This window comes from Azospirillum sp. CT11-132, from assembly GCF_047302835.1.
GTDB lineage: Bacteria > Pseudomonadota > Alphaproteobacteria > Azospirillales > Azospirillaceae > Azospirillum.
In genome coordinates this window covers 495,542-518,731 of sequence record NZ_JBGLZA010000003.1, presented here as the reverse complement: position 1 = coordinate 518,731, position 23,190 = coordinate 495,542, and the positions used below count along the sequence as shown (strand labels likewise).

At 68.7% G+C, this 23,190-nt stretch carries 19 protein-coding genes and 1 tRNA gene; 3 read left to right on the top strand and 17 right to left on the bottom strand.

The annotated features are described in order from the left end of the window. Positions 1-333: 333 nt before the first annotated feature. Positions 334-978, bottom strand: coding sequence for a DUF882 domain-containing protein (locus ACCD06_RS08235; protein ID WP_109074521.1), 645 nt, complete (start codon positions 976-978; stop codon positions 334-336). A 380-nt stretch (positions 979-1,358) separates the two neighbouring features. Between ACCD06_RS08235 and ACCD06_RS08230 the strand changes: the two genes are divergently transcribed. Next, positions 1,359-2,678: a L,D-transpeptidase family protein gene (locus ACCD06_RS08230; RefSeq protein ID WP_413339981.1), complete on the top strand. Its 1,320-nt coding sequence runs from the start codon at positions 1,359-1,361 to the stop codon at positions 2,676-2,678. Positions 2,679-2,682: 4 nt separating this feature from the next. Here the strand turns inward: ACCD06_RS08230 and ACCD06_RS08225 are convergent, their stop codons facing one another. After that, complete coding sequence (locus ACCD06_RS08225; RefSeq protein WP_109074523.1) at positions 2,683-3,051, bottom strand: DUF2934 domain-containing protein; 369 nt, start codon at positions 3,049-3,051, stop codon at positions 2,683-2,685. A gap of 327 nt (positions 3,052-3,378) precedes the next feature. Here ACCD06_RS08225 and ACCD06_RS08220 point away from each other — a divergent pair, with 327 nt between their 5' ends. After that, positions 3,379-5,013 (top strand): polysaccharide deacetylase family protein, encoded by a 1,635-nt coding sequence (locus ACCD06_RS08220; RefSeq protein ID WP_413339979.1) that lies wholly within the window; start codon positions 3,379-3,381, stop codon positions 5,011-5,013. A gap of 27 nt (positions 5,014-5,040) precedes the next feature. On the opposite strand, the gene ACCD06_RS08215 is transcribed toward ACCD06_RS08220, so the two are convergent. The 7 genes from ACCD06_RS08215 to ACCD06_RS08185 all read right to left on the bottom strand — a co-directional run bounded on the left by ACCD06_RS08215 (position 5,041) and on the right by ACCD06_RS08185 (position 12,894). Further along, positions 5,041-5,403 (bottom strand): hypothetical protein, encoded by a 363-nt coding sequence (locus ACCD06_RS08215; protein ID WP_109074525.1) that lies wholly within the window; start codon positions 5,401-5,403, stop codon positions 5,041-5,043. Between the two features lie 139 nt (positions 5,404-5,542). Continuing rightward, entirely contained in the window at positions 5,543-5,893 is a 351-nt protein-coding gene (locus tag ACCD06_RS08210) for a hypothetical protein (RefSeq protein WP_109074526.1), read from the bottom strand. Between the two features lie 592 nt (positions 5,894-6,485). Continuing rightward, positions 6,486-8,537, bottom strand: coding sequence for an amylo-alpha-1,6-glucosidase (locus tag ACCD06_RS08205; RefSeq protein WP_109074527.1), 2,052 nt, complete (start codon positions 8,535-8,537; stop codon positions 6,486-6,488). A gap of 12 nt (positions 8,538-8,549) precedes the next feature. Next, positions 8,550-10,544, bottom strand: coding sequence for a malto-oligosyltrehalose trehalohydrolase (gene treZ / locus ACCD06_RS08200; RefSeq protein WP_413342474.1), 1,995 nt, complete (start codon positions 10,542-10,544; stop codon positions 8,550-8,552). A gap of 153 nt (positions 10,545-10,697) precedes the next feature. After that, positions 10,698-10,952, bottom strand: coding sequence for a hypothetical protein (locus tag ACCD06_RS08195; RefSeq protein ID WP_109074528.1), 255 nt, complete (start codon positions 10,950-10,952; stop codon positions 10,698-10,700). 20 nt (positions 10,953-10,972) lie between these two features. After that, on the bottom strand, positions 10,973-12,154 hold the full coding sequence (locus tag ACCD06_RS08190; protein WP_109074529.1) for a zinc-dependent alcohol dehydrogenase: 1,182 nt from the start codon (positions 12,152-12,154) through the stop codon (positions 10,973-10,975). After that, a complete protein-coding gene (locus tag ACCD06_RS08185) occupies positions 12,151-12,894 on the bottom strand; it encodes an SRPBCC family protein (RefSeq protein WP_413339975.1) in 744 nt (247 codons plus the stop codon). The genes ACCD06_RS08190 and ACCD06_RS08185 overlap by 4 nt, the downstream gene beginning before the upstream one ends. A 232-nt stretch (positions 12,895-13,126) precedes the next feature. Here ACCD06_RS08185 and ACCD06_RS08180 point away from each other — a divergent pair, with 232 nt between their 5' ends. Further along, positions 13,127-13,777 carry an alpha/beta hydrolase gene (locus tag ACCD06_RS08180; RefSeq protein WP_413339973.1) on the top strand — a complete coding sequence of 217 codons (651 nt, stop codon included), beginning with the start codon at positions 13,127-13,129 and terminating at the stop codon, positions 13,775-13,777. 16 nt (positions 13,778-13,793) lie between these two features. Here the strand turns inward: ACCD06_RS08180 and ACCD06_RS08175 are convergent, their stop codons facing one another. The 8 genes from ACCD06_RS08175 to dnaG all read right to left on the bottom strand — a co-directional run bounded on the left by ACCD06_RS08175 (position 13,794) and on the right by dnaG (position 23,155). Beyond that, positions 13,794-14,741: an anti-sigma factor family protein gene (locus ACCD06_RS08175; RefSeq protein WP_413339971.1), complete on the bottom strand. Its 948-nt coding sequence runs from the start codon at positions 14,739-14,741 to the stop codon at positions 13,794-13,796. Continuing rightward, entirely contained in the window at positions 14,741-15,250 is a 510-nt protein-coding gene (locus ACCD06_RS08170) for a sigma-70 family RNA polymerase sigma factor (protein ID WP_085089022.1), read from the bottom strand. Before ACCD06_RS08170 ends, ACCD06_RS08175 begins: the two co-directional genes overlap by 1 nt. 370 nt (positions 15,251-15,620) lie before the next feature. Continuing rightward, positions 15,621-16,310, bottom strand: a complete 690-nt coding sequence (locus tag ACCD06_RS08165) for an ABC transporter ATP-binding protein (protein WP_109074532.1) — start codon at positions 16,308-16,310, stop codon at positions 15,621-15,623. Between the two features lie 4 nt (positions 16,311-16,314). Beyond that, positions 16,315-17,448 (bottom strand): ABC transporter permease, encoded by a 1,134-nt coding sequence (locus tag ACCD06_RS08160; protein WP_413339968.1) that lies wholly within the window; start codon positions 17,446-17,448, stop codon positions 16,315-16,317. Beyond that, a complete protein-coding gene (locus ACCD06_RS08155) occupies positions 17,445-18,599 on the bottom strand; it encodes an efflux RND transporter periplasmic adaptor subunit (protein ID WP_413339966.1) in 1,155 nt (384 codons plus the stop codon). Before ACCD06_RS08155 ends, ACCD06_RS08160 begins: the two co-directional genes overlap by 4 nt. A 213-nt stretch (positions 18,600-18,812) precedes the next feature. Then, positions 18,813-18,888, bottom strand: a tRNA-Ile gene (locus tag ACCD06_RS08150). A gap of 145 nt (positions 18,889-19,033) precedes the next feature. Next, complete coding sequence (rpoD, locus tag ACCD06_RS08145; protein ID WP_109074534.1) at positions 19,034-21,046, bottom strand: RNA polymerase sigma factor RpoD; 2,013 nt, start codon at positions 21,044-21,046, stop codon at positions 19,034-19,036. Positions 21,047-21,244: 198 nt separating this feature from the next. After that, positions 21,245-23,155, bottom strand: a complete 1,911-nt coding sequence (dnaG, locus tag ACCD06_RS08140; protein WP_413339964.1) for a DNA primase — start codon at positions 23,153-23,155, stop codon at positions 21,245-21,247. Positions 23,156-23,190: the final 35 nt, after the last annotated feature.

The window sequence follows — 23,190 nt, the reverse complement described above, 5'->3', positions numbered from 1 at the left end:
AGGGAAAGCGCCCGCAAGGCCGGCCGCACCGTCCGCAGCGATGCGCCGCGGGTCAAGCCGGTGAAATCCGCCGACAGCTCCAGCGAGAGCAAGGCGCGCCGCCGTCATGGGGCGGTTTGGGACCCGACCGACATCCTGCGTGCCACCAAGCCATCGCCGCGAAGCTGAAGGCGACAGGGCTACAGGGCTACAGGGCGACCGACAGGCCGCCGGCACATCATCCGCATAGCAAAAAGGCTCCGCATCGGTCGATGCGGAGCCTTTTTGCTTGGAATGGTTTTCCATGGAATGGCGAACCCGGGGTGTCGGCTGAGACAGCCGACAATCCGATGCCTACCAGCTGCGAACCGGGCCGACGTCGAGATGGACGAAGCCGCTGCGCGGGTAATAACCGACGCCGCCCGACTGCATCGACTTCGCCAACTCCGAGATGGCGCGCAATTGGGTGTCGGGCAGGCGGATGTCGATGGCCATGCCGCGGGTGTGATAGCTTTCCTTCGCCACCCCGCGCGACCGGCGCCGCGCCATCGCATTGGTGCGGCGGGAGCGGTAACCGCAGATCACTTCGAACGGATCGTCCGACCCGACGCTCTGGTGAACGCGGGCGAGCAGGTCGAACAGGCGCGGATCGTAACGGCAGACCTGCTTGGCCCGATGGTCGCGCAGCAGCACGTCGAGCTTGCGCAGCGCATCCGGCTTGTAATGGCCGTCGGCCCAATAGACGCCGTCGAACCGCTCCTGCGTGTTGATGTTGTGCAGGCTGATGCGCCGGACGCTGCCGGCAAGGGGAGCGGCCTCCGCGCTGCCCGACCCCAGAAGGACCGGCGCCGTCGCCACACCCGTCGCCACGCTGGTGGCGACCCCCGTCATCAATCCCGAAGCGGCCGGAAGGGCCGACGTTACCGCCGCGGCGGCAAAACCCAGGAACCCGCGCCGACCGATGGCCGGAGCGGCACGCTCGTCATCCCCCAAATGCATCCCCGAACCTCGTCGTTTTACGTTTTTGGCCGTTCTACGCTGTGGCCGTTCGGCGTTTGGCGGGTCGCTTGGCGCCCGCGGCTGGTATAACCTTATGACCAACGCTGGTCCGAAGCGTCCCGTCTGGTGTGAATCGTCTTCGGACGGATATCCGTATAAGGAAGGTCATCGGTCGAGGCAACCAAAAAATTTTGCACTGTGACCTTCTTGCATAGGCAGGTCATAGGACGGCGGCAGGAAGATCACACCGGGAGAATGATCGACGGAATTTCGCGCCGCACGCCTCGCCTTCCATTATTGCGTTGCATAAATTGTTCGAAAGGGCCGCGGCGCGTTCATTCGTACGCACAGCCGGCCCACTGTGACAGAGGGTATCCGACATGACCGTTTCCGCCGACCTCCGCAAGCCCCGCAAGCTGGCCATGCTGGCGCTCGCTGCCGCATCGGCGCTGGCGCTGCTCGGCGTCGGCCCCGCGGACGCCCTGCCCTACCGCGACACGCTGACGCAATGGGCCGACCGGCTGGACGCCGCCGCCATGGAGCTGGACCGCAACCCGGTGCAGCCGTCGACCCGGATCGGCGAAGGCGGCCTGATGAAGCTGGGCAGCAGCGGCGAGCGCGTCGGCCGGCTGTCGCAGCGGCTGGTCGAACTCGGCCTGCTGCCGGCGGACAAGGTGTCGGACGTCTTCACCCCCGACATCGACCGCGCGGTCAAGGCCTTCCAGCTCGCCCAGCGGATGAAGCCCGACGGTCTGATCGGCGCCGGCACCCGCGCCGCCCTCGACCGCACGCCGGCGGAGGCCGCGGCGCTGATGCGGCAGAGCGCCGTCGCGATGCGCAGCTTCCGCGACACCGCCCCGGACGATGTCCTGGTGGTGAACCTGACCGACCAGACCACCACGCTGGTGCGCGGCGGGGAGGAGGAGCTGACGATGCGCGCCATCGTCGGCCGGCCGTCGCGCGAGACGCCGCTGCTGACCGACCGCATCACCCACATCATCGTCAACCCGACCTGGACCGTGCCGCCCACCGTCCTGAAGGAAGACAAGCTGCCGATGCTGCGGGCGAAGGGCGTGCCCGGCATCCAGAACGCCATCGTCTATCTCGACGGGCAGGAGGTGGCGCCGGAAACGGTCGACTGGCACGACGTCTCGCCCGGCCGGGTCCGTATCGTGCAGCAGCCGGGCGACCACAACGCGCTCGGCCGGTTCCGCTTCAACCTGACCAACCCCTACGACATCTATCTGCACGGCACCAACGAGCCGCGGCTGTTCGCGCGCGAGCTGCGCTCCATCAGCTCCGGCTGCGTCCGGCTGGAGGACCCGCGCCGGCTGGCCGAGCTGCTGCTGCAGGGAACCAGCGTGACCCCGGCGCGGATCGACCGCATGCTGAACAAGCCGCAGCCGCAGTGGGTCAAGCTGCCCACGCCGATGCCGGTTCAGTTCGTCTATTGGATCGCCACGGTCGAGGCCGACGGCGCCGTCCGCCTGCATCCGGACATCTACGACCGCCTGGACGACGTGCCGGTCGGCGCATCGGCCCCGGCGGTGGAGCCGGCGCCCGGCTCGCTTCCGGCCGTCGCGCCGGCAACCGCCCCGGCGGTAACGCCGGCCGACACCGGCCGCGCTGCCATGCCCGAGGGCAGGAGCGGCACGGCAGAGGGGACGGCCGGCGGCACAGTGGAAAAGTCCCGCGTCTGAGGGGCTATCCCCGACGGCGCGTCTTCTTGCTGCGGTTGGGCGGGACGGCGGTGGAGGCCGCTTCTTCCGGTGTCGGCCACGCATCACGGTCGCCGCGCATCGGAATGCCCATCTCGTCGCCCTGGTCGGCGAGGCCGGGCTGTTCGCCCTGATTGGCGATGCTCAGCACTGGCTCCACCGGCTCGGTCCGCATCGCGGTCGCTTCCGGACCGCCGGCCGGGTTGGGCTTCAGCGTGTCGCGGTAGTTGTCCTGGATCGCGATCTCCTCGCTGGCCAGTTCCCAATGGGCGGCGTCGCGGCCTTCCGGCCGGCCTTCGCGCTCCCAGATCTCATGCGCGCGCCGACGGATGCGGCTTTCCAAATCCTCGGCCATACGGGTCTTCTCCTTCACGGGTGGGCCTTCCAGAGGGGGTGCGGACGCGACCCACGGCGCCTGTTCCGGCGCCCGGCCGCTCCGCCTGTCCCCTAATGAACCCCGCCGCTCCCCCGCCGGTTCCGACGCGCCTCTCCACCCGCCTTTGCCCACCCCTTGGGCATGCCCGGTGGCGGCACCGTTTCCGAACGGCAACGCCCCTGTGAAAAGCGGCGGAGCCGCCACATTTTCGCCGCTTGTCGTTTGAATTAACCCCATCGGGATGATATTGCACCGCCATCAACCGGCGGTCCGCAGATAGTGGCTGGGCCAAGCGACGGGACCGATATGTTGCGCATTTCCTGGCCGAACGCCGCATCCCACAGTTCCAGCCTCCGGGTGGCCGACAGCCGCCGGGGCCGGGGCCTCGCGCTGGTCCTGCCGGCGCGCGGCCAGGGCTCCGGCGGGCTGCTCAAGGTCGCCCTGCTGGCCTGCGCGATCGCCTTGCCCGCCCTGCCCTCCCACGCCGCCGAATCGCCCGCCAAACGCCAGCCCGTCGCCAAGGTCGAGCAGAAGGCGCCGGCGCCGAACCCGGCCGCCGCCCCAGCCGCCGCCCCAGCCGCAGCCATACCCGACGGCCCGGTCCTGCGGCTGGGCATCTATTCCGGCGACGGCGACGCCTGGTGGAGCTGGAAGAACCTGCAGCGGCGCGAGCATGATCTGACGGCCGGGATGACCGCCTCGGTCATGCTGCTGGACGGCAAGAGCGAGGCCGGCGGCGTGGCGCTTTACGCCCAGGTCGCCAAGGGCACCGATGCACGGGCGCTGTGCCGGCGGATCGTCGGCGCCGGCTTCGGCTGCCTCGTCGTCGACCGCCCGGCCCCGACGGCGACGCCGGCGCCCGTCACGGTGGCGAAGACCGCTCCCGAAAAGGCGGCTCCAGAAAAGATTGCGCCTGCTCCCGACGTTGCCCCCATTCGGGCGGCATCACCGGCGGAGCCGGCCTTCACTCCGTCGCCCGCGACCAAGCCGCCGGCCGTGACCGTGGCCGTCGCCCCGCCGCTGCCCGACAACAAGCCGCCGCAGCCGGCCGTCGAGCGCGAGACGGTGACGACGACGACCACCTCCGTCCTGGCGCCGATCGGCTCCGCCAATGCCGCTCCGCTGCCGCCGCCGTCGGTCGCCGCAGCCTTGCCGCCGGCCGACGGTCTGGTCATCTACAACGAGGAAGATGCCCGCACCATGGCGGACATCGAGCAGCACAGCCGCCGCAAGGGCCGGCTGCGCTCGGTGATGCCGGATTCACGCTACGACGTGATGCCGGCGACGCTGAAGCGGGAGAACTGGAACCTCTGCGCCCTGACCTTCGACGACGGGCCGCACCGCACGGTCACCCGCCAGATTCTGGACATCCTGAACCGCGAAGGCGTGCGCGCCACCTATTTCCCGGTCGGCCGCATCGCCGAACGGCAGGGGGATCTGATCCGCGACTTCGTCGCCGGCGGACATGAGATCGGCAACCACAGCCTGACCCATTCCGACCTGCGCAAGATGGACGCCGCCGGGGCCCGCTACGAGATCACGGAGACCAACCGCATCCTGCGCGAGTTCGGCGCCAATCCGGTGCTGTTCCGCCCGCCCTACGGCCGCTATTCGGACGATCTGCTGACCATCGCGCGGGAGGAGCATATGGGCTCCGTCCTGTGGTCGGTGGACACGCGCGACTGGCAGGTGCGCAATGCCGACAAGATCGTCAGCCAGATCAAGCTGGGCGGCCTGCCGGGCAACGTCTTCCTGATGCACTCCACCTATGCCAGCACGGCGCAGGCCCTGCCCCGCGTGATCGCGGAACTGAAGGCCAAGGGCTGCGAATTCGTCACCCTGTCGGAATGGCTGGAACGGGCGCGCGTCCTGGCACTGCCGAAGATCGTCAACGCCGGCATGCCCTCGCCGGTGGCCGGAACGCCCACGGACCGCCAGTAAGGGCCGCTTGCGCCCTTACCGGGGCCTTTACCGGGCGGGCTTGCCGTCCTGTTTCTTGCGGTTCTGGGCGTATTGGCGGATCACCGCATCGACTTCCGTCGGCAGGATCGTCCAGGTGGCGCCGATGGTGTCGCCCTTGATCTCCACCACCGCGACGGTCGCGTTGAAGGTGAATTTGCCGGCCGGATCGTCGACCCGCACCGACACCTTGGCGTTCTGACCAACGATCAGCGACCCGTCGAAGCCGCGGGCAACGAAGCCCTTCGGCGTCAGCGACACGATGGGAAAGCTCTTACCGTCGCACTGGATGACGCTGACCGGCATGCGGCCGGCGGGCTTGGACGGCTTCTTGTCCTTCACCGCGACCTTCAGGAAATCGAAAAGCCCCATCCCGCGCCCCCGGAAAACCGCCCCGGATCACCGGGAGGAAGGGCGAATGCCGCCCTCACCCGCGATTAAACGCGGACATGCTTCGTGGAGCAACGGAAACCTGATCGGGAGGAATCCTAGGGAATCCTGGGGAAGCGCATCAGCGGCGGACGGACTCCTGCATGGCGGCCCAAGCCCGCTGCGCCCGCCTGACGGACAGCAGCGCGAAGGGCAGCAGGGTCACCAGGACCACCGCCATCCCGACCATGACCGACAAGGCTCCCAGCGCATCGGAGGCGGGAAGCCGGGCCACCAGCCCGGCCAGAAGATGCAGGATCAGCGCCCCCAGCACCGACACCGCCAGCAGCGGACCGACAACGGCCGGCAGCAGGCCAAGGGTGCCACGCCGCGAGCGCCCGGCAGTCCCGGCCGCAGCGGCATCCTCCGCCGCCCATCCCGACCGGCCCGCCGGGTACGGCATGCCGGCGACGCCCCGCACAACACTCCGCATTGGCACCTCCGCTCTGGCTGTCTCTCCGCACTCCGTACGGCCGCATTTCGAAGATTCGCCCGGATTACCGCCAGTCGGGGTACCGAGAGAACCGGTGCGGGAACTATAGGATGCTTTCTCCGGCCTGGCTAAAATCCAATACGATTACCTCCTTGTGCAGAGCCCCACCCTTGCCCCGGCCCAAAGCATGGGCATCGAAAGTATAGGTCCGGCCAGCAGGCACGACGGGAGGCATGGCCGCCGGCAAAGCCGACGGTCTCCACAGAGGCTGTGGATAACTGTGTGGGCAAGCCGTGGGCAGTCCCGATTCGCGCTAGGCGATTCAAGGGGGCTACGGTGTTTGCCCAAAAATCAGGCAAATAACGCAAGCGCCTGATTTATAAAAGAAAACCCTGTTTTTTGGCTCTTGGAGCCCTGGCCGCGTGTCAACCGAAATCTGTCACATTCCGTCAGATCCTGCGATTTCACACCCTGTTGTGCCCTGTTGACAACTGCTCCCAAGGGCATTCCACCATCGTTGCGGGTGGGGCGGCCCTGATCGGCCGCCCTATGACCTTCGGAAAGGTGGGGTCTCCGCAACCGCCTGAACCCTTCAGCTCTCCGTCTTCGCCCAACAGCGCAGAACCTCCGCCACGCTCCAGGCCTGGGAGATGCAGCCGCGCGGGGTGAAAGGTGCCTCGGCGTCGAAGATCTCGCTGATCGTGCCGATGCCGGCCTCGTCCAAATGCGGCAGGAAGCCCTCCAGCAGCCGCCGCGCCCCCGCCTTGTCCTCCGGGTGCAGCTTCAGCCACGCATCGACGTAGGGGCCGATCAGCCAGCCCCAGACGGTGCCCTGGTGATAGGCGGCGTCGCGCGCCCGCAGGTCGCCGAAATACTTCGCCTTGTAGTCGCGGCAGCCCGGCGCCAGCGACCTCAAGCCCACCGGGGTCAGCAGGCGGCTGCGCACCGTCTCCACCACCGGCTCCCACCGCTCGCGCTCCAACACCGGATGGTCGAGCGAGACGGCGAAGATCTGGTTGGGCCGGCAGGCGATGTCGTCGCCATGCTCGCCATCCACCACGTCGAACAGGTGGCCGGCCGAGGGGCACCAGAAGCGGGCGTTGAAGGAGGCGTGGGCCTGATCGGCCAACTCGCTCAGCGGACGGGCGGCGGCCTCGCCGTCCTCCTCGCGCAGCCAGCCGGCCATCAGCCGCAGGGCGTTGTGCCAGAGTGCGTTGATCTCCACCGCCTTGCCCCGCCGCGGCGTCACCACCCAGTCGTCGACCTTGGCATCCATCCAGGTCAGCTGGTAGCCCTCCTGCCCCTGGCGCAGCAGCCCGTCCTTCGGATCGACGCCGATGCCGAACCGGGTGCCGCGGCGGTGGAAGTCGATCACCTCGCGCAGCTTGGGCAGCAGCAGGCGCAGCGTGTCACGGTCGCCGGTGGCGCCCAGATAGCGGTGCAGCGCGTGGAAGAACCACAGCGTCGCGTCGGCGGTGTGGTACAGCCCGCGGTCCTTGCCGTCGGGGAACATGTTGGGGATCAGGCCGTCGCGGATGTAATGGCCGAAGGTGTGCAGGATCCAGCCCGCCTCCAGATGCCGCCCGGTGGCCAGCGTCAGCCCTTCCAGCGCGATCATGGTGTCGCGGCCCCAATCGGTGAACCAGTGGTAGCCGGCGATCACCGTCCGCACCTCGTCGCCTTCGGCCCGCGCCCGCATCTGGTCGGCGACCCGGCCGGCCGGCACGAACAGGAAGCTGTCGGCGGACAGCACCAGCTCCGCCATCGCCCCGTCGCGCAAGGCGGGATGGGCGTTCTGGATGATGCGGCGGCGGCGCTCCGTCTCGAACACCAGCACGTCCGCCGGCGGCAGCGCCTCCAGCCGCCACCAGTCCTCGGTCGCGGCGGCGAAGGTGATGCTCTGACCGGGACCGACCTCGCCGCTGAAATAGCCCGGCGTCCACAGCGACCCGCGCGCCTGATAGCCGCGTTCGTCCTCGACCCGGTAATAGACGTCGCGCCGGATGCCGCCGTCGAGCGTCATCGGGAAATCGCCGCCCTCGATCGCCATGCGCAGCACCGGCAGGTCGGGACCGGCGGAAACCTCGTAGCGCTGCCCGGCCGCGGTGATGCGATAGGCGCCGGCCAGCGGCCGATCGACCGCCGATTCCAGCGTGCGGAAGGCCATCACCGGCCGCAGGCGCAGCTGCACCGGCGCCTTCGCCTCCATCACCCGGTAGGTGACATGAACGATGTTCTGGCCATGCGGCAGGACGACCTGCTTCTCGATCACCGCCCCGCCGGCACGGAAACGCCAGACCGGCAGTCCGGCCTCCATGCGGAATTCCTGCAGGGCGGCGGTCTGCCCTTCCTCCCCCGCTTCGCCGCCCGCCGGATCGCCACCGGTATCGCGGCAGCTCAGGCGAAAACTGCGGCCGTCGCCGTCGATGACCACGTCGCTCAACTGGCTCAGCATCAGCACGCGGCCGAGCGGGGCCGGCAATGCCGCGATCAGCAGCCCGTGGTAGCGCCGCGTCACCGCTCCCGACACCGACCCGGAGGCATAGCCGCCGAGACCGTTGGCGACCAGCCATTCACGGGTTTCGGCACCTTTCGGACCGGTGTTCAGAACCTCGCGCGACAGGGTGCGGACGAAATCAGCCATGGGGACCTACGCTCAGCTATCGGTTTCCGACCCTTGGGAAACCATGATGACCGGGGTTGTGTTGCCTCCGGACTCGTCGCTTTTCGTCGGAAAAGCGCGCGCGGGGCCCAGAACCAGCGCCGCATGGCCGGGCAACCGCCATGCGCCGTCCGGCTGTTCCACCGCCGCCGTGCCGCAGCCGCCATAGACGGGCTCCTCGCTGGACCACAGCACCGTCCATGCCCCGTCGAGTGGCGGGGCCAGCAGCGGCTCCGCCAGCGCGCGGAGAGTCAGGTCGCGGCCCAGATTGACCAGGACCAGCCGGTCGTCGCCCTCCTCCTCCCCGAAGACGCGCAGGACGAAGGCTTCCTCGCCCAACACGGCGCCATCCAGCCCGCCGACGCGCTGGGCGGCGAACACCGGGTCCTCCCGGCGCAGGCGCAGCAGGTCGCGGTGCATCGTCCAGACTGCGGCGTTGGCCTCCCGTTCGCGGTGGTCGAGCTTGCAGCGGGTGAAGCTGTCCTCCGCCTGCGGCTTGGGCAGCCCGGTCCGCATTGCCGGCTCGGCAATGCTGGGGAACTGCGCCAGGAACTCCGCCCTGCCCGCCTCGACCAGCTTGGCCAGATCCGGCTTGTGGTCGGCGAAATAGAGGAAGGGGGCGCCGGCGGCGAACTCCTGCCCCTGGAACAGCATCGGCGTGCCGGGCCCCAGCAGGATCAGTGCGGTCATCGCCCGCAGCAGCCCCGGCGTGGTCAGCGCATGCAGCCTCAAACCGCGGGCGGAGTTGGCGATCTGGTCATGGTTCTGCAGGAAATTGACGAAGGCCGGCCGCGGCATGGCGAAGGCGGGCATGCCGCGCCGCTTGCCCTGCCAGCGATACCACTGCCCCTGGTAGAGGAAGCCGTGCTTCATCGCCGACACCAACTCCTGCGGCGTGCCGCGATAATCGGTGTAATAGGCCTCGTTCCGGCCGGTCAGCGCCACCATCGCCGAATGGTGCAGGTCGTCGTTCCAGATGGCGCACAGCCCGCAGCCGCCCTCGTCGGCCGGCTTCACCATGCTGGCGTGCTGCGGCTCGTTCTCGCCCACCAGGATGGTGGCGCGCCCGCCGGCGGCCTTGCGCACGACGCGGGAGATCTCGGCCAGGATGTGCGGCTCACCGCGGCCTTCGCTGGCGTCATGGATCGACTGGGTGGCGTCCAGCCGCAGGCCGTCCAGATGGTATTCCTCGATCCAGAAGGCGGCGTTGCACAGGAAGAACTCCCGCACCGGTTTGGAGTTGGCGCCGTCGAAGTTGATCGGCTCGCCCCACTCGTTCTTGTAGCGGTCGGTGAAATAGTCGTCGGAAAAGCATTTCAGGTAATTGCCGTCCGGACCGAAGTGGTTGTAGACGACGTCCAGGATGACGGCGAGCCCCAGCCGGTGTGCCCCGTCGACGAAGCGCCGCATGGCGTCGGCATCGCCATAGAGCCGCGTCGGCGCAAACAGGTTCACCCCGTCATAGCCCCAGCCGAAGCGGCCGGGAAACTCCGACACCGGCATGACCTCCAGTACCGTGACGCCGAGATCGGCCAGCGCCGGCAGCTCCCGCAGCGCGGCGTCCCAGGTCCCTTCCTGCGTGAAGGTGCCGATGTGCATCTCGTAGATCACCTGCCCCCGGATGGCGCGCCCTTGCCAGTCCTGATCGGTCCAGGCGAAGCGGTGCGGATCGACCAGTTGCGAGGCCCCGTGCGGCCCCTCAGGCTGGAAGCGCGACATCGGGTCGGGATAGAGCATGTCGCCGCCGTCCAGCCGGAAGCGGTAGAGCCCACCGGCCTCCAGCCCCGGCACGGCACCGGAGAAATAGCCGTTCCCCTCGCGCTCCAGCGCCGTCGCCCGCCCGTCCGGTTCGGCCACAAGCTCCACCCGTCCGGCCTTCGGCGCCCAGACCCGCGCATGGGCGCCGCCGGGTAGCAACTCCACACCGATGGGCCAGCGGCGTTTGACGGTGGCCTGCGCCTGTTCGACAGGCGGTACGGCGGCGGACATCTTCACGGCAGTTGCCCCCGATGAGTGATGCGGACTTGTCTTGCGGGGATGGTCAACAGGGGTGGGGCGGCGTGGTCACGGGTGGGCTGAAAATTGTTTCAGGGGCTAAGGGTTTGGGGGAGTTCCGGCTGGCGGTGCCCCCACCCCAACCCCTCACACCCGCTCCCCAAAACTCCGCGCCGCCGCGTCGATCACCAGCGGGTGGGCGCGCAGCGCAGTCAGCGCCGCTTCCACCTTGTCGTCGGTGACCTCCAACGTCACCAGCACGTCCGAGCGGTCGCCGCGCTCGGCGTCGCGCTCCTCCCGCCCAAGCTGCACGACATCGCCGAAGCGGTCGCGCAGGCTGCCGACGATTTCGGCCTCCACACCCCGGCCGCGTTCGGCGGGATAGGCATAGACCAGTTCCATGGCGGCTCTCCCTTTTCGCTCTAGCCTTGCGGGGCGAAGACGACGCGCAGGCAGTCGTCGGCCTTCTCCTTGAACATGCGGTAGGCCTGCGGGCCGTCGTCCAGCGGCAGCCGGTGCGTCATCAGATAGGATGGGTCGAGGTCGCCGTTGCGGATGTGCTCGAACAGCCGGTCGGCATAGCGCTGGCCGTTCTGCTGACCCATGCGGAAGGTCAGGCCCTTGTTCATCGCCGCCCCCATCGGGAACTTGTCGATCAGCCCGCCATAGACGCCGACGATCGACAGGGTGCCGCCCTTGCGGCAGCTCTCGATCATCTGGCGCAGCACCGCCGGCCGGTCGGTCTGCAGCCCCACCGCCTGCTTGGCACGGTCATACAGGTCCTCGACCGCGTTCGACGCGCTGTCGGCCTCCATGCCGACGGCGTCGATGCAGACGTCGGGACCGCGCCCGCCGGTCATCGCCTGCAGCGCATCGAAGATGTCGACGCGGCTGTAGTCCAGCGTCTCGGCCCCCACCTTCATCTGGGCGGCGCGCAGCCGGTCGGGAAAGCGGTCGATGCCGATCACCCGCTCCGCCCCCAGCAGAGTGGCGCTGCGGATCGCCATCTGGCCAACGCCGCCGCAGCCCCACACCGCCACCACGTCGCCCGGCTTGATGCCGGCCATGTCGGCGGCCATGTAGCCGGTCGGCACCGCGTCGGACACGAAGACCGCCTTCTCGTCGCTCACCCCCTCCGGCACGCGGAAGGCGTTGAAGTCGGCATAGGGCACGCGGATATATTCGGCATGGCTGCCGGCATAGCCGCCGAAGGCGTGGCTGTAGCCGAAGATGCCGGCGCCGCAATGGCCGTAGGCGGTGCGGGCATAGTCCGGGTTCGGGTTGGAGTTGTCGCACAGCGAGCTTTCGCCGTGTTGGCAATGCCCGCAATGGCCGCACCCGATGATCGACACGGTGATGACCCGGTCGCCGCGGTTGAGATAGCGGACCTCCGGTCCCTTCTCCACGATCTCGCCCAGGAATTCGTGGCCGATGATGTCGCCGGGCCGCATGGTCGGGACATAGCCGTCGATCAGATGCAGGTCCGACCCGCAGACCGACGACAGCGCCACCTTGACGATCACGTCATGCGGATTGACCAGCACCGGGTCGGGCACCCGCTCCACCCGCAGGTCGTTGGTTCCGTTCCAGCAGAGCGCCTTCATTCCGTCGCCTCCCGGAAAGAGCCGGACCCATTCCCACGCGGCTGCCGTTCGATGGTCGACAGCTCGCCGGTCTCCACCCGCTGTTTCAGCCGGCGCAGCGCCTCTTCCGCCTGCCCTTCCGGCGTCACGCCCAGAAGCGCCGCCACCTCGGTGGCCGGAACGCGGTAGACCAGCGTCAGCCGCACCTCCGTCCCGCGGTCGCCCGGCGCCGGGCTCAGCATCAGCGAGGCGCGGTGCGGCAGAGCCGTCTCGCCCACCGTGTGCCAGGTCAGCAGCCGGTCCTCGTCGACGCGGTCGAGCACGCAGCGCCAGCTCGGTCCCTCGCCACCCGAGACGGCCTTGGCGATCCAACGGCTTTCGGTGGCCGACAGCACGTCGACCCGCTCCAGCTGCGGCATCAGCTTCGGCAGGTTGGCGAAGTTGCGCCAGAAGCGGAAGACCGCCCCCGGTTCCGAGGCGATGGTGACGACCGCCTGCGTGCGCTCCGGCGTCAGCGACCGGCGGCGGGAGGCCGGGACGCTGCGCCAGGCGCCGGGGTTCGGCACGGCACGCAGGGACCGCTCACCCAGGGGCCGCAACCCCAGGGCACCGACGGCGAACAGGCCGGCACCGCCCAGCGCCAGCATCGCCCCACCCCAACCCGACCGCCGCAACCCGATCACGCCCAGCGCGGTGCCACCCATCATGGCGAGCCAGCGGCCGCCGGTCGCGGCCTCGCCCGAGCCAAGGTTCGCGCCCAAGCCCGAAAGAAAAGAGTCCGGCTGCGGCCAGCGGCCCCGCCCGGTCAAACTGTTCGACGCCATCGCCGCTCCTTTCCCGTCTGTGCAAATTCTTCGGCCAAAGCCTTTGGGCCAAAGCCTTTGCACAGAGAACAGCCGGGTTGCGGCTTCGTTGCCTCGCTTGCCTCGGCAAACGGCAACCGCGGGGCGTTCCCGCTGTTACCATCTTCAGCAGCCAAGATCGGAAGGGAGAATGGCCGTGCCGCTTCTGGACGCCACCATGGGCATCGCCGACGCCGAGGGCTTTCAGCCGGTGACGCTGGAAACCGACCGTGGCCCGGTCGAGACCCGCTATTACCCGGTGCCGGGCGGGGAGCTGGCGGTGCTGTGGGTCGGCGGGGTCGGCGGCGGCTTCGACACGCCGGCGCGCGGGCTCTACCCCCGTCTGGGCGCCGACCTGACCGCGGACGGCATCGCCTCGCTGCGCCTGCGCTTCCGCGATCCGCGCGACCTGGAAGAGGCGGTGTACGACCTGCTGTGCGGGCTCAGCTTCCTTGGCCGCCAGGGCATCCACCATGTGGCCCTGGTCGGCCATTCCTTCGGCGGCGCCGTGGTCATCCAGGCGGCGGCGTCGAACCGGGGTGCGGTCTGCACCGTGGTGGCGCTGGCGACCCAGGGCTACGGCACCGACCCGGTCGGCGATTTGTCCTGCCCCATCCTGCTGATCCACGGCGAGGCGGACGAGATCCTGCCGCCCAGCTGCTCCATCCACGTCCACCGCAAGGCGCGCGAACCGAAGAAGCTGGTCCTGGTCCCCGGCACCGGTCACGCCCTGGAGGAGGCGTCGGAGGCGGTCTGCCGCGAGGTGCGCGACTGGCTGAAGGATAATCTGCTGAAAAGGTAGGGGGCTGACGCCCCCCTCAGCTTTCCTTCGCCTTCTGGGTGTCGCTGATCGGCTGCACGCCCGGCGGGTGTTCCTGCTGCGGTTGCGGCTGTTGCTGCTGGGGCTGTTGTTCCGGCGGCGGTTCGCGGCGCGGCGGGCCGGCCTTCACGTCCTGATAGACCGCCTTGGCGATCTCCAGCAGTTCCTCCTTCGACAGGCGGCCGGCCAACGCATAGGCCAACGGACCCTCGACCCAATAGAAGGTGGCGACGTCGCCGTTCTGGGTGAAGCTGAAGTTGGACTGGTTGCCGCTCTGCGGTGCGCCGACGAACAGGGTGATCCGCTTGTTGCCGTCGTTGGCGTACATGTACTGGGCGCCTGCGCCGAGATCGGTCGGCAGCGACCGGCCGCCGATCAGCCGGTAGCCGACGCGGCCCAGGTCCGGACCGAACACGTCGCGGCCCATCCGCTTGGACAGCCAGCCGTTCAGCTCATCCTGATTGTCGGCGCCAAGCTCCACCTGGAACCGTTCGTCCGACGTATAGAAACGGTGCGCCTGCGTCGCCTCCTGGGCGAAGGTGGCCAGCGTCTGGCGCTGCTGGGCGACCGGGGCGGCGGCCTGCTGGTCGGCGCCGCGGCCCATCCAGCCGCCGGCCGCACCGGCGACCACCAGCATCACCGCGGCGGCGAATCGCACCAGCGGGCGGGCATGCCAGGCCGAACGGTTGTCGTTGAAGGCGATGCGGCCCTTCAGCCGGTCGGACAGCTCCTGAACCGTGTCGCTCGGCGGCTCGCGCAGAACGGTGTCGAACATCTCATGCAGCAGCAGCCCCTGGGCGCGGTAATCCTCCGCCCGGCGCGCCGCCTCCGGATCCTCGGCAAGCCATCGCTCCACCGCCAGACGGCGGTTGCCGTCCAGCTGGCCATCCACATAGGCGTGGAGTTCGTCCTCCGTGATCCGTCCAGTCGCTTGATGCGCGTTCATCACTTCACCCGCCGGAGGGTGACGCCACCCTCGTTCGCCAGTTTCGCCCGCACCGCCTCGCGCGCCCTGGAGAGGCGCGACATGACGGTCCCGATCGGTACGCCGAGCATGTCGGCGACCTCGTCATACTTCAGGCCCTCCAGCGCCACCAGAAGCAGCACCTTGCGCTGTTCCTCCGGCAACTCGTCGACCGCGCGCATCATTTCGCGCAGTTCGACACGCTCTTCCTGCCGGGCCGGGCTGACCAGCTTCGATTCGACGTCGGCGACGTCGACCTCCTGCGGCCGGGCGGCCTTGGAACGGACCTGATTGACGTGGACGTTGTGCAGGATGGTGAAAAGCCATGCCCGCAGGTTCGTCCCCGCCTGGAAGCTGTCGGCGCGCGCCACCGCGCGCGTCAGCGCCTCCTGCACCAGATCCTCCGCATCCGCACCGTTGCGCAGCAACGCACGCGCGTAGCGCCGCAAGGACGCGATGTGGACTTCCAGATCGACCCCGAATTTGCTCAACCGCGCACCCGTTCCTTACCGGTAACGCCAAGGCTCACGCCATGGACTCCCCCTTCCAGCGAGAGGCCGGACGGGACGACGAGGGCGCCGCAACTCCAGGGCCGGGCCGGCTCACTCGACCCTGCGGCCGAAATGGGGACCCGATGCATATGGGTGCGAACGCGCGCCGCGCATCCTTTATTCCAGACTTTGTCGGGCTTGCAGCAAAATTTATGCGGTACGGCCACGCTTGTGCCGAAAAGGCTTCAGGGCCGGCCGCGTCGATGATCGGATGGGATATGCCCACCCTGGAGTTGCCCTGGAAAAGCGGAGAGCCCCCGGCCCTCGGCTATGGCGGCAATCATGCGGATGTGGCCCCCCGCCGCATCTTTCACCCTTTGGAGACGACCTGTCCGTCGCGCAAGGTCACCGTGACGTCGAAACGGCCGAAGATCGTCTCGTCGTGCGTGACGACCAGGATCGCCGCCTGCTGCTCGATGGCGAGCCGGCGCAGCAGGTCCATCACCATGGCGGCGCGCCCGGAGTCCAGGGCCGCCGTCGGCTCGTCGGCCAGGATGATGCGCGGGCGATTGGCGAGCGCGCGGGCGATGGCGACGCGCTGCGCCTCGCCGCCCGACAGCCGCGACGGCAGCGTCGCGCCGCGGTGTCCCACCTCCAGATAGTCCAGCAAGGCCCGCGCACGGCGCCGCGCCTCGGCGCCGGGAACGCCGGCAAGGTCGAGCGCGACCGCGACGTTCTCCTCGGCGGTGAGGAACGGCAGCAGGTTGTGGAACTGGAAGATGAAGCCGATCTTCTCCAGCCGCAGCCGGCGCAGGTCGGATCGCAGCCAGCGGCCGTCGTAGACCGTCTCGCCGTCGAGGTCCAGGCGGCCCCGCGTCGGCTCCACGATGCAACCGATCAGGTTCAGCAGCGTCGTCTTGCCCGATCCGCTGGGGCCGAGCAGCCCGACCACCTGCCCCGGATAGACCCGCAGGTCGGTGTCCTTCAGCGCATGCACGGCGGTCTCGCCGCGGCCATAGGTCTTGGCGATTCCCCGAAGCTCGACGAGCGGCGCGGCCATCGCCCTACCCTCCCAGCGCCGTGGCCGGATCGACCTTGAGCGCCAGGCGCACGCCAAGCCCGCTCGCCGCCACGCACAGGACCAGCACCGCCGCGCCCAGCATCAGCGCGTCCTCCGGCAGCAGCAGCAGGCGGCGCGGAAAGTGATCCTTGGCGAGCAGAATGAGCAGCGTGCCGGCGCCCCAGCCGATGAGCCCCATGGCGAGCGCCTGCTGCACGATCAGGGCGACGATGGTGCGGTCGGGCGCGCCGATGAGCTTGAGCGTGGCGATGGCCTTCACCTTGTCCATGGTCAGCGTGTAGAGGATCAGCGCGATCACCACGGCCGAAACCGCCAGCAGGATCGCCGTGAACAGACCGATCTGCCGCCGCGCCTTTTCGACCACCGATCTCAGCAGCAGCCCTTCCTGGTCCTCCTGCGTCAGCGCCCCGAGATGTTTCCAGCGTGCCGCCTCGGCCGCAACGCCGGCCGCCGGCACGCCGGGCAGCAGCCGCGCCACCACCGCGTTCACGGTGTCGAGACCGGCCGGGCGGGCGCCGCGCGCCAATTCGCGCCGGGCGGCGGGCGGGTCCAGTTCGAACTGCAGCCGCTGGCTGTCCTTCAGCGTCAGATGGACCACCGGATCGCCGCCCGACGCGACGATGCCCTCGGTCAGCCCCACCACCTCGTAGGAGTCCCGCCCCAGCCGCACCCGCTCGCCGATCTCCAGCCCGGCGCGGCGGTCGGCGAGCATTTCATAGTGGCTGCGGGTGATCGGCCGCCCGGCGGCGAGGCGTTTCGGTTCACCCGGCCGGCCCGGCTCGTAGCCGACCACGTACAGGCGCAACGTCCGCCCCCGGTGTGCGGTTTCCACCGACTGGAAGGTGAGCGATCCCGCCGCCGCCACCCCGGCCAACCGCGCCACCGCGTCGCGCGTGTCGCCGGGAATGCGCGAGGCCTCGGCAAACGGGCCGCGGGTGCCGGATTCGACGATCCACATGTCGGCGCCGGGCGCGCGCACCAGGGTCAGCGCCTCGTCCACCAGCCCACGGTAGATGCCGATCATCGACAGCACGACGCCCAGCAGCAGGCTCAGCCCCAGACAGGTCAGCAGAAAGCGGCCGAGGTTGTGGCGGACATCGCGCAGGGCGAGGTTCATGGCGGCGTCCCCAGCGGATCGGCACGCCGGCCCTCGCGCAGGCCGGGCACGGCGGCGACCACCGGCCGCGCGCCATCGGGCAGGCCTCCGGTCACCTCCAACCGGCCATCCAGGGTCCGCCGGCCGAAACTCAGCGCGCGGCGGGCGAGGCGGTCGTCCTCGACAGTCCACACCGTGCCGCTCGCTCCGTCGAAGCGATCGATCGCCGTCTGCGGCACCAACACGGCGCGCGGCAGGCGGCCCACCGCGATGGTCGCCTCGACCTGTTCGGCGAGGTAGACGCGCGGCGGGCAGACCTCGCATTTCAAATAGACTTTCCGCTCCTCGGTGACGCGGTCGCTTTCCAGTTCGATGCGCGTCACGCGCGCCCGAAAGGTCTCGCCGGGATGCGAACGCAACCGCACCGTCGCAACCTGCCCTTCCACGAGGCCGCCGGCCGAGGCCTCGTCGATGTGGACCAGCGCCCAGACGCTGTCCGGGGCGATCAGGGTGAACAGCGGCTCGCCGGGATTGACGGCGGCGCCCAGCTCCTTGTGGCGGGCGATCACCAACGCGTCGAACGGAGCGGTCAGCGTGTAGCGGTCGAGCCGCGCGGATTCGTAACGCAGCCGCGCCTCGGAATCGGCAACGGCGGCTTCCGCCACCGCGAGGTCGGACTGCGCCACCGTCAATTCCGCTTCGGCGACGCGCAGGTCGGCGGCGCTGTCCTCCGCCACCTCCACCGACACGCTGCCCTTGGCCAGCAGTTGCTGCCGTCGTCCGGCGGCCTGCCGGCGCTTGTCGAGCAGTGAATGCGCCTTGAGGATGGTGGCCTCCGCCCTGGCGCGCGCCGCCCGCGCCTGCCCGACGGCGGCCTTGGCCTCGGCGACGCGGGCGTCCTGCTGGCGGGTGTCGAGACGGGCGAGCACAGCGCCCTGCGGCACGCGGTCGGCGTGGTCGGCGAACAGCTCCGTCAGCGTGCCGGCGACCTCCAGCCCGACCGCCGAGCGCACCCGCGCCTCAACTGTGCCGATGCCGTAGACCTCCAAAGGCACGTCGCCCTCCGCCGCCGCGACTGGCACCGCCAGCGGGCGCAGCCACAACGCCCAGGCTCCGCCGGCCAGGACGCCGAGAATCACGAGCAGCGCGAGACCGAGCCGCAGCCGACGCATGTCCGGATTCCCTTCGCCCGTTCCCCATTGCGGAAACGATACACCCCGCCACGCGCCCGCGTCGGTGAGATTGTCACCGACGCGGGCGGGGCGAACCGCCGCAGGCCAACCGAAAGGCTGCCCGATCATGTCCGAGGAGATGGTGTATCTTATCCGACGCGATGCGCGACGGGGACGAAGGGCCGACGGCCTGTCGGAATCGTCTGGAATGAGTGGTGGGCCCGGCCGGATTCGAACCGACGACAACACCGTTATGAGCGGCGCGTTCTAACCGCTGAACTACAGGCCCTACCGCGGGGCGCACTTTGCGACAAAGCTTCGGGGAAATGCAACCCCTCGTTCGTCGGTCCGACACGGAGGTCCGAAAACGAAAACGGGGGCCGATCGGCCCCCGCTTCGTCTCGAACGATACGCTCCCGGATCAGGTATCCCAATCAGGTATCGAGGAAGCTGCGCAGCTTGCGCGACCGCGACGGGTGCTTCAGCTTGCGCAGCGCCTTCGCCTCGATCTGCCGGATACGCTCGCGGGTCACGTTGAACTGCTGGCCGACCTCTTCCAGCGTGTGGTCGGTGTTCATGCCGATGCCGAAGCGCATGCGCAGCACACGCTCCTCGCGCGGCGTCAGCGAGGCCAGGACACGGGTGGTCGTCTCGCGCAGGTTCGCCTGGATGGCGGCATCCAGCGGAAGGACCGCGTTCTTGTCCTCGATGAAATCGCCGAGATGCGAATCCTCCTCGTCGCCGATCGGCGTTTCGAGGGAGATCGGCTCCTTGGCGATCTTCAGGACCTTGCGGACCTTCTCCAGCGGCATCATCAGACGCTCGGCCAGCTCTTCCGGGGTCGGCTCACGGCCGATCTCGTGCAGCATCTGGCGGCTGGTGCGGACCAGCTTGTTGATCGTCTCGATCATGTGGACCGGGATGCGGATGGTCCGCGCCTGGTCCGCGATGGAGCGGGTAATGGCCTGACGAATCCACCAGGTGGCGTAGGTCGAAAACTTGTAGCCGCGCCGGTACTCGAACTTGTCCACCGCCTTCATCAGGCCGATGTTGCCCTCCTGGATCAGGTCCAGGAACTGCAGGCCGCGGTTCGTGTACTTCTTGGCGATCGAGATGACGAGACGCAGGTTGGCCTCGACCATCTCCTTCTTGGCCCGGCTCGCTTCCTTCTCGCCCTTCTGGACGGTGGAGACGATGCGGCGGAACTCGTTGATCGGCAGGCGCGCTTCCTCGGCGACGTTGGAGATCGCCTCGCGCGTCTTGCGGATGTCGCCGTCGTACTTCTCCGCGAACTTGCCCCAGGTCTTGGGGTTCAGGCCGCGGATGCGCTCCAGCCAGTTCGGATCCAGCTCGTGGCCGAAATACTGGTTCAGGAAGTCCTCGCGCTTCACCCGGCACTCGGTCGCCATGCGCAGCAGGCGGCCTTCGAAGCCGGTCAGCTTGCGGTTCAGGCCATAGAGCTGCTCGACCAGTTGTTCGATGCGCTGGTTGTTCAGGCGGACGGTGTTCATCAGCTCGACCATTTCGAGCTTCAGCTTGTCGTACTTCTTGTCCGTCTGCTTGCCGACGTCCTCGCCGCGCTGCATCGCCGCCATCCGGGACTCATGCAGCTTGTGCAGCTTGTCGTAGGTCGCCTTGATGTTCTCGAAGGTCTCGATGACCTGCGGCTTCAGCGCGGCTTCCATCGCGGACAGCGACAGGCTGTTCTCGCCCTCGTCGCCTTCATCGCCCTCCTCGCCCTCGCCTTCGGCGCGCGGCGGACGCGGCTCGTCGCCGTCCTCCTCGGCCGCCGGCGCTTCGGCGGCGGGGGCCGGGGCGGCACCAGGGGCGCCGCCGGCTTCGACCACCTCGGCCAACCCCTCCGGAATCTCCTCACCGTCCGGGCCGCCGCCATAGGTGGCGTCCAGATCGATGATGTCGCGCAGCAGCATCTTCCCTTCCATCAGGGAATCATGCCACTCCAGGATGGCGCGGATGGTCAGGGGCGATTCGCAGATCGCGCCGATCATCATCTCGCGGCCGGCCTCGATCCGCTTGGCGATGGCGATTTCGCCTTCGCGCGACAGCAGCTCCACCGAACCCATCTCGCGCAGATACATGCGCACGGGGTCGTCGGTGCGACCGATGTCGTCGTCGTCGAGATTGCCCGACGAACGGCCTTCGCCCTCGCCTGCCCCCTCGCCGCTGTTCTCCGAATCCTGCTCTTCCGATTCGACGATGTTGATGCCCATTTCGGACAGCATCGCCATCGTGTCTTCGATCTGCTCGGACGAGGACGAATCCTGCGGCAGCGCTGCGTTCAGCTCGTCATAGGTGACATACCCGCGCTCCTTGCCGCGGGCGATCATCTTCTTGACGGCCAAACCCATGCCGTCCATCAGAGGACCGTCTGCGGATTCCTCCCGCGTTTCGGAAACTTCCACGCTGTTCGCAGCTTTCGTGGCCATGCGATCGGTGCCCCCGCATTACCCCAGTGAATAAAGACGAAAGGAGCGTCCGGTCCCGGTTACCCGGCCCGTCCGCCCCACCCCCAACCATGTATCTACCCAGAACCCGCCATCACAGAAACTGTCATGCGGCCCCGTCCTATTGCCCTGTGTCCCGTCAACCGATGCCCGATTGGCGACGATATTGATCATCAACCGTCAGACATCGTCAAAGTCACTGTCGTCCGCACTACCCAGACCGGACCTTATGACCTCCTGCTGAAGAGCCACGACCCTCGCGAAGTTGGCCTCGCTGTTGTCACGGGTCAGAGCCGCCTTCGCTTCCCTAAGATCGTCGAGCACCCGCTCGTGATGCAGATGCCGCCACGCAGGCCACCATCCCTTCCTGGCATCCTCCGTGGAGGCATCAGGACGGGCGAAGCCGGCATGGACATAGGTCGACTCGCCTAGCAAAGCACCGACCATGGTCTCATGGCCGGCGGATGACAAGTGGCGACAAAGCGCAGCGGCGTCAAGTGTCGAGTCGTGATTGCGGTCGTCGGAAAGGCATTCCATGACCGCCCAGCGCAGTTTTTCCAGCTCCGGGTCACCGAACGGCAACAGCCCCAGCGGCTCGGCCAGTTCGCCGAACAATTCCGGATGATTGATGAGCGTCGCCAGCAGGATCCGTTCGCGCATCGAGGCGAGGCGGGAGGCGCGGCCGCGCCCCTCCCCCACCGGCTTCGACGTCAGGCGGCCCGGCGTGCCCGGCACATGGCGGCGCGGCGCCTCGCCGAAGCGGCCCCGCCCCTGCCCCGGCACCCATGGGGCACGATTGTAGCCCTGGCGCACCGGGGCGAAGGCCTCGTCGACGCGGCGGCGCATCTCGGTGCGGTAGAAGCTCTGGACGTCGCGGTCGGCGATGGTGGCGACGCGGGCCTCCAGCGCCGCCTTCACCGCGGCCTTGGCCTCCGGCGTGTCGGTCGGCCGACCCTCGCTCTCCATCCGCCACAAGGCGTCGGACAGCGGGATGGCCGCCTCCAGCACCGCCCCCATCGCCTTGGCGCCGCTGGCGCGGATCAGGCTGTCGGGGTCCTCGCCCTCCGGCAGGAAGGCGACGCGGGCCGACTGGCCGGGGGCGAGGTGCGGCAAAATGCGCTCCACCGCCCGCCATGCCGCGCGCCGGCCGGCATTGTCGCCGTCGAAGCACAGGAAGGGTACCTTCTCCGCCGCCGGGATCAACTTCCACAGCTCCTGCACCTGCGTCTCGGTCAGCGCGGTGCCCAGCGGCGCCACGGCGCCCTCGAAGCCGGCACGGACCAGCGCGATCACATCCATATAGCCTTCGGCGACGATCACCGGCTTGCCGTCCGCCGCCGCCTGCCGTGCCCGCGACAGGCCGTAGAGCAGCGTGCCCTTATGGAAGAGCGGGGTGTCGGCGGTGTTGACGTATTTCGGCCCGTCGCCCTCCAGGATGCGCCCACCGAAGGCGACCACCTGCCCGCGCCGGTCGGTGACCGGGAACATCACGCGGTTGCGGAAGAAGCTGTAGGGCGCCCGGCCGTCGTCCGGCCGCTTCAGCAGCCCGGCATTGACCATGTCCTCGTCGGAAAAACCCTGCTTCCCAAGATAGGTGCGCAGCGCGTTCGAATCGCCGGGGGCATAGCCCAGCCGGAAGCGGGCGATGGTCTCGCCGTCCAGCCCGCGCCGCATGAAATAGTCCAGCCCCGGCCGCCCGGCGGGCGTGTGCAACTGCTGCTCGAACCAGCGCGCCGCCTGCTCGACGAGATCGTGCAGGGTCTTGCGCCGCTCGTAGCGCTGCCGGTCCTCCTCCGTCGGACGCGGAACCGGCAAGCCGGCCTCGCCGGCCAAATGCTCGACCGCATCGGGAAAGCCGAGGTTGTCGTGGCGCATGACGAAACCGATGATGTCGCCATGGGCGCCACAGCCGAAGCAATGGAAGAAGCCCTTCTGGTCGTTGACGTAGAAGGACGGCGACTTCTCATTGTGGAAGGGACAGGGAGCCTTGTACTCGCGGCCGGCGCGGATCAGCCGCAGCCGCTTGGAAACCACTTCCGACAATGTCAGCCGGGTGCGCAGTTCTTCCAGGAATTGGGGCGGGAAAGCCATGGTCGAACGGTCACCGGGGAGGGATGGGCAAAGGG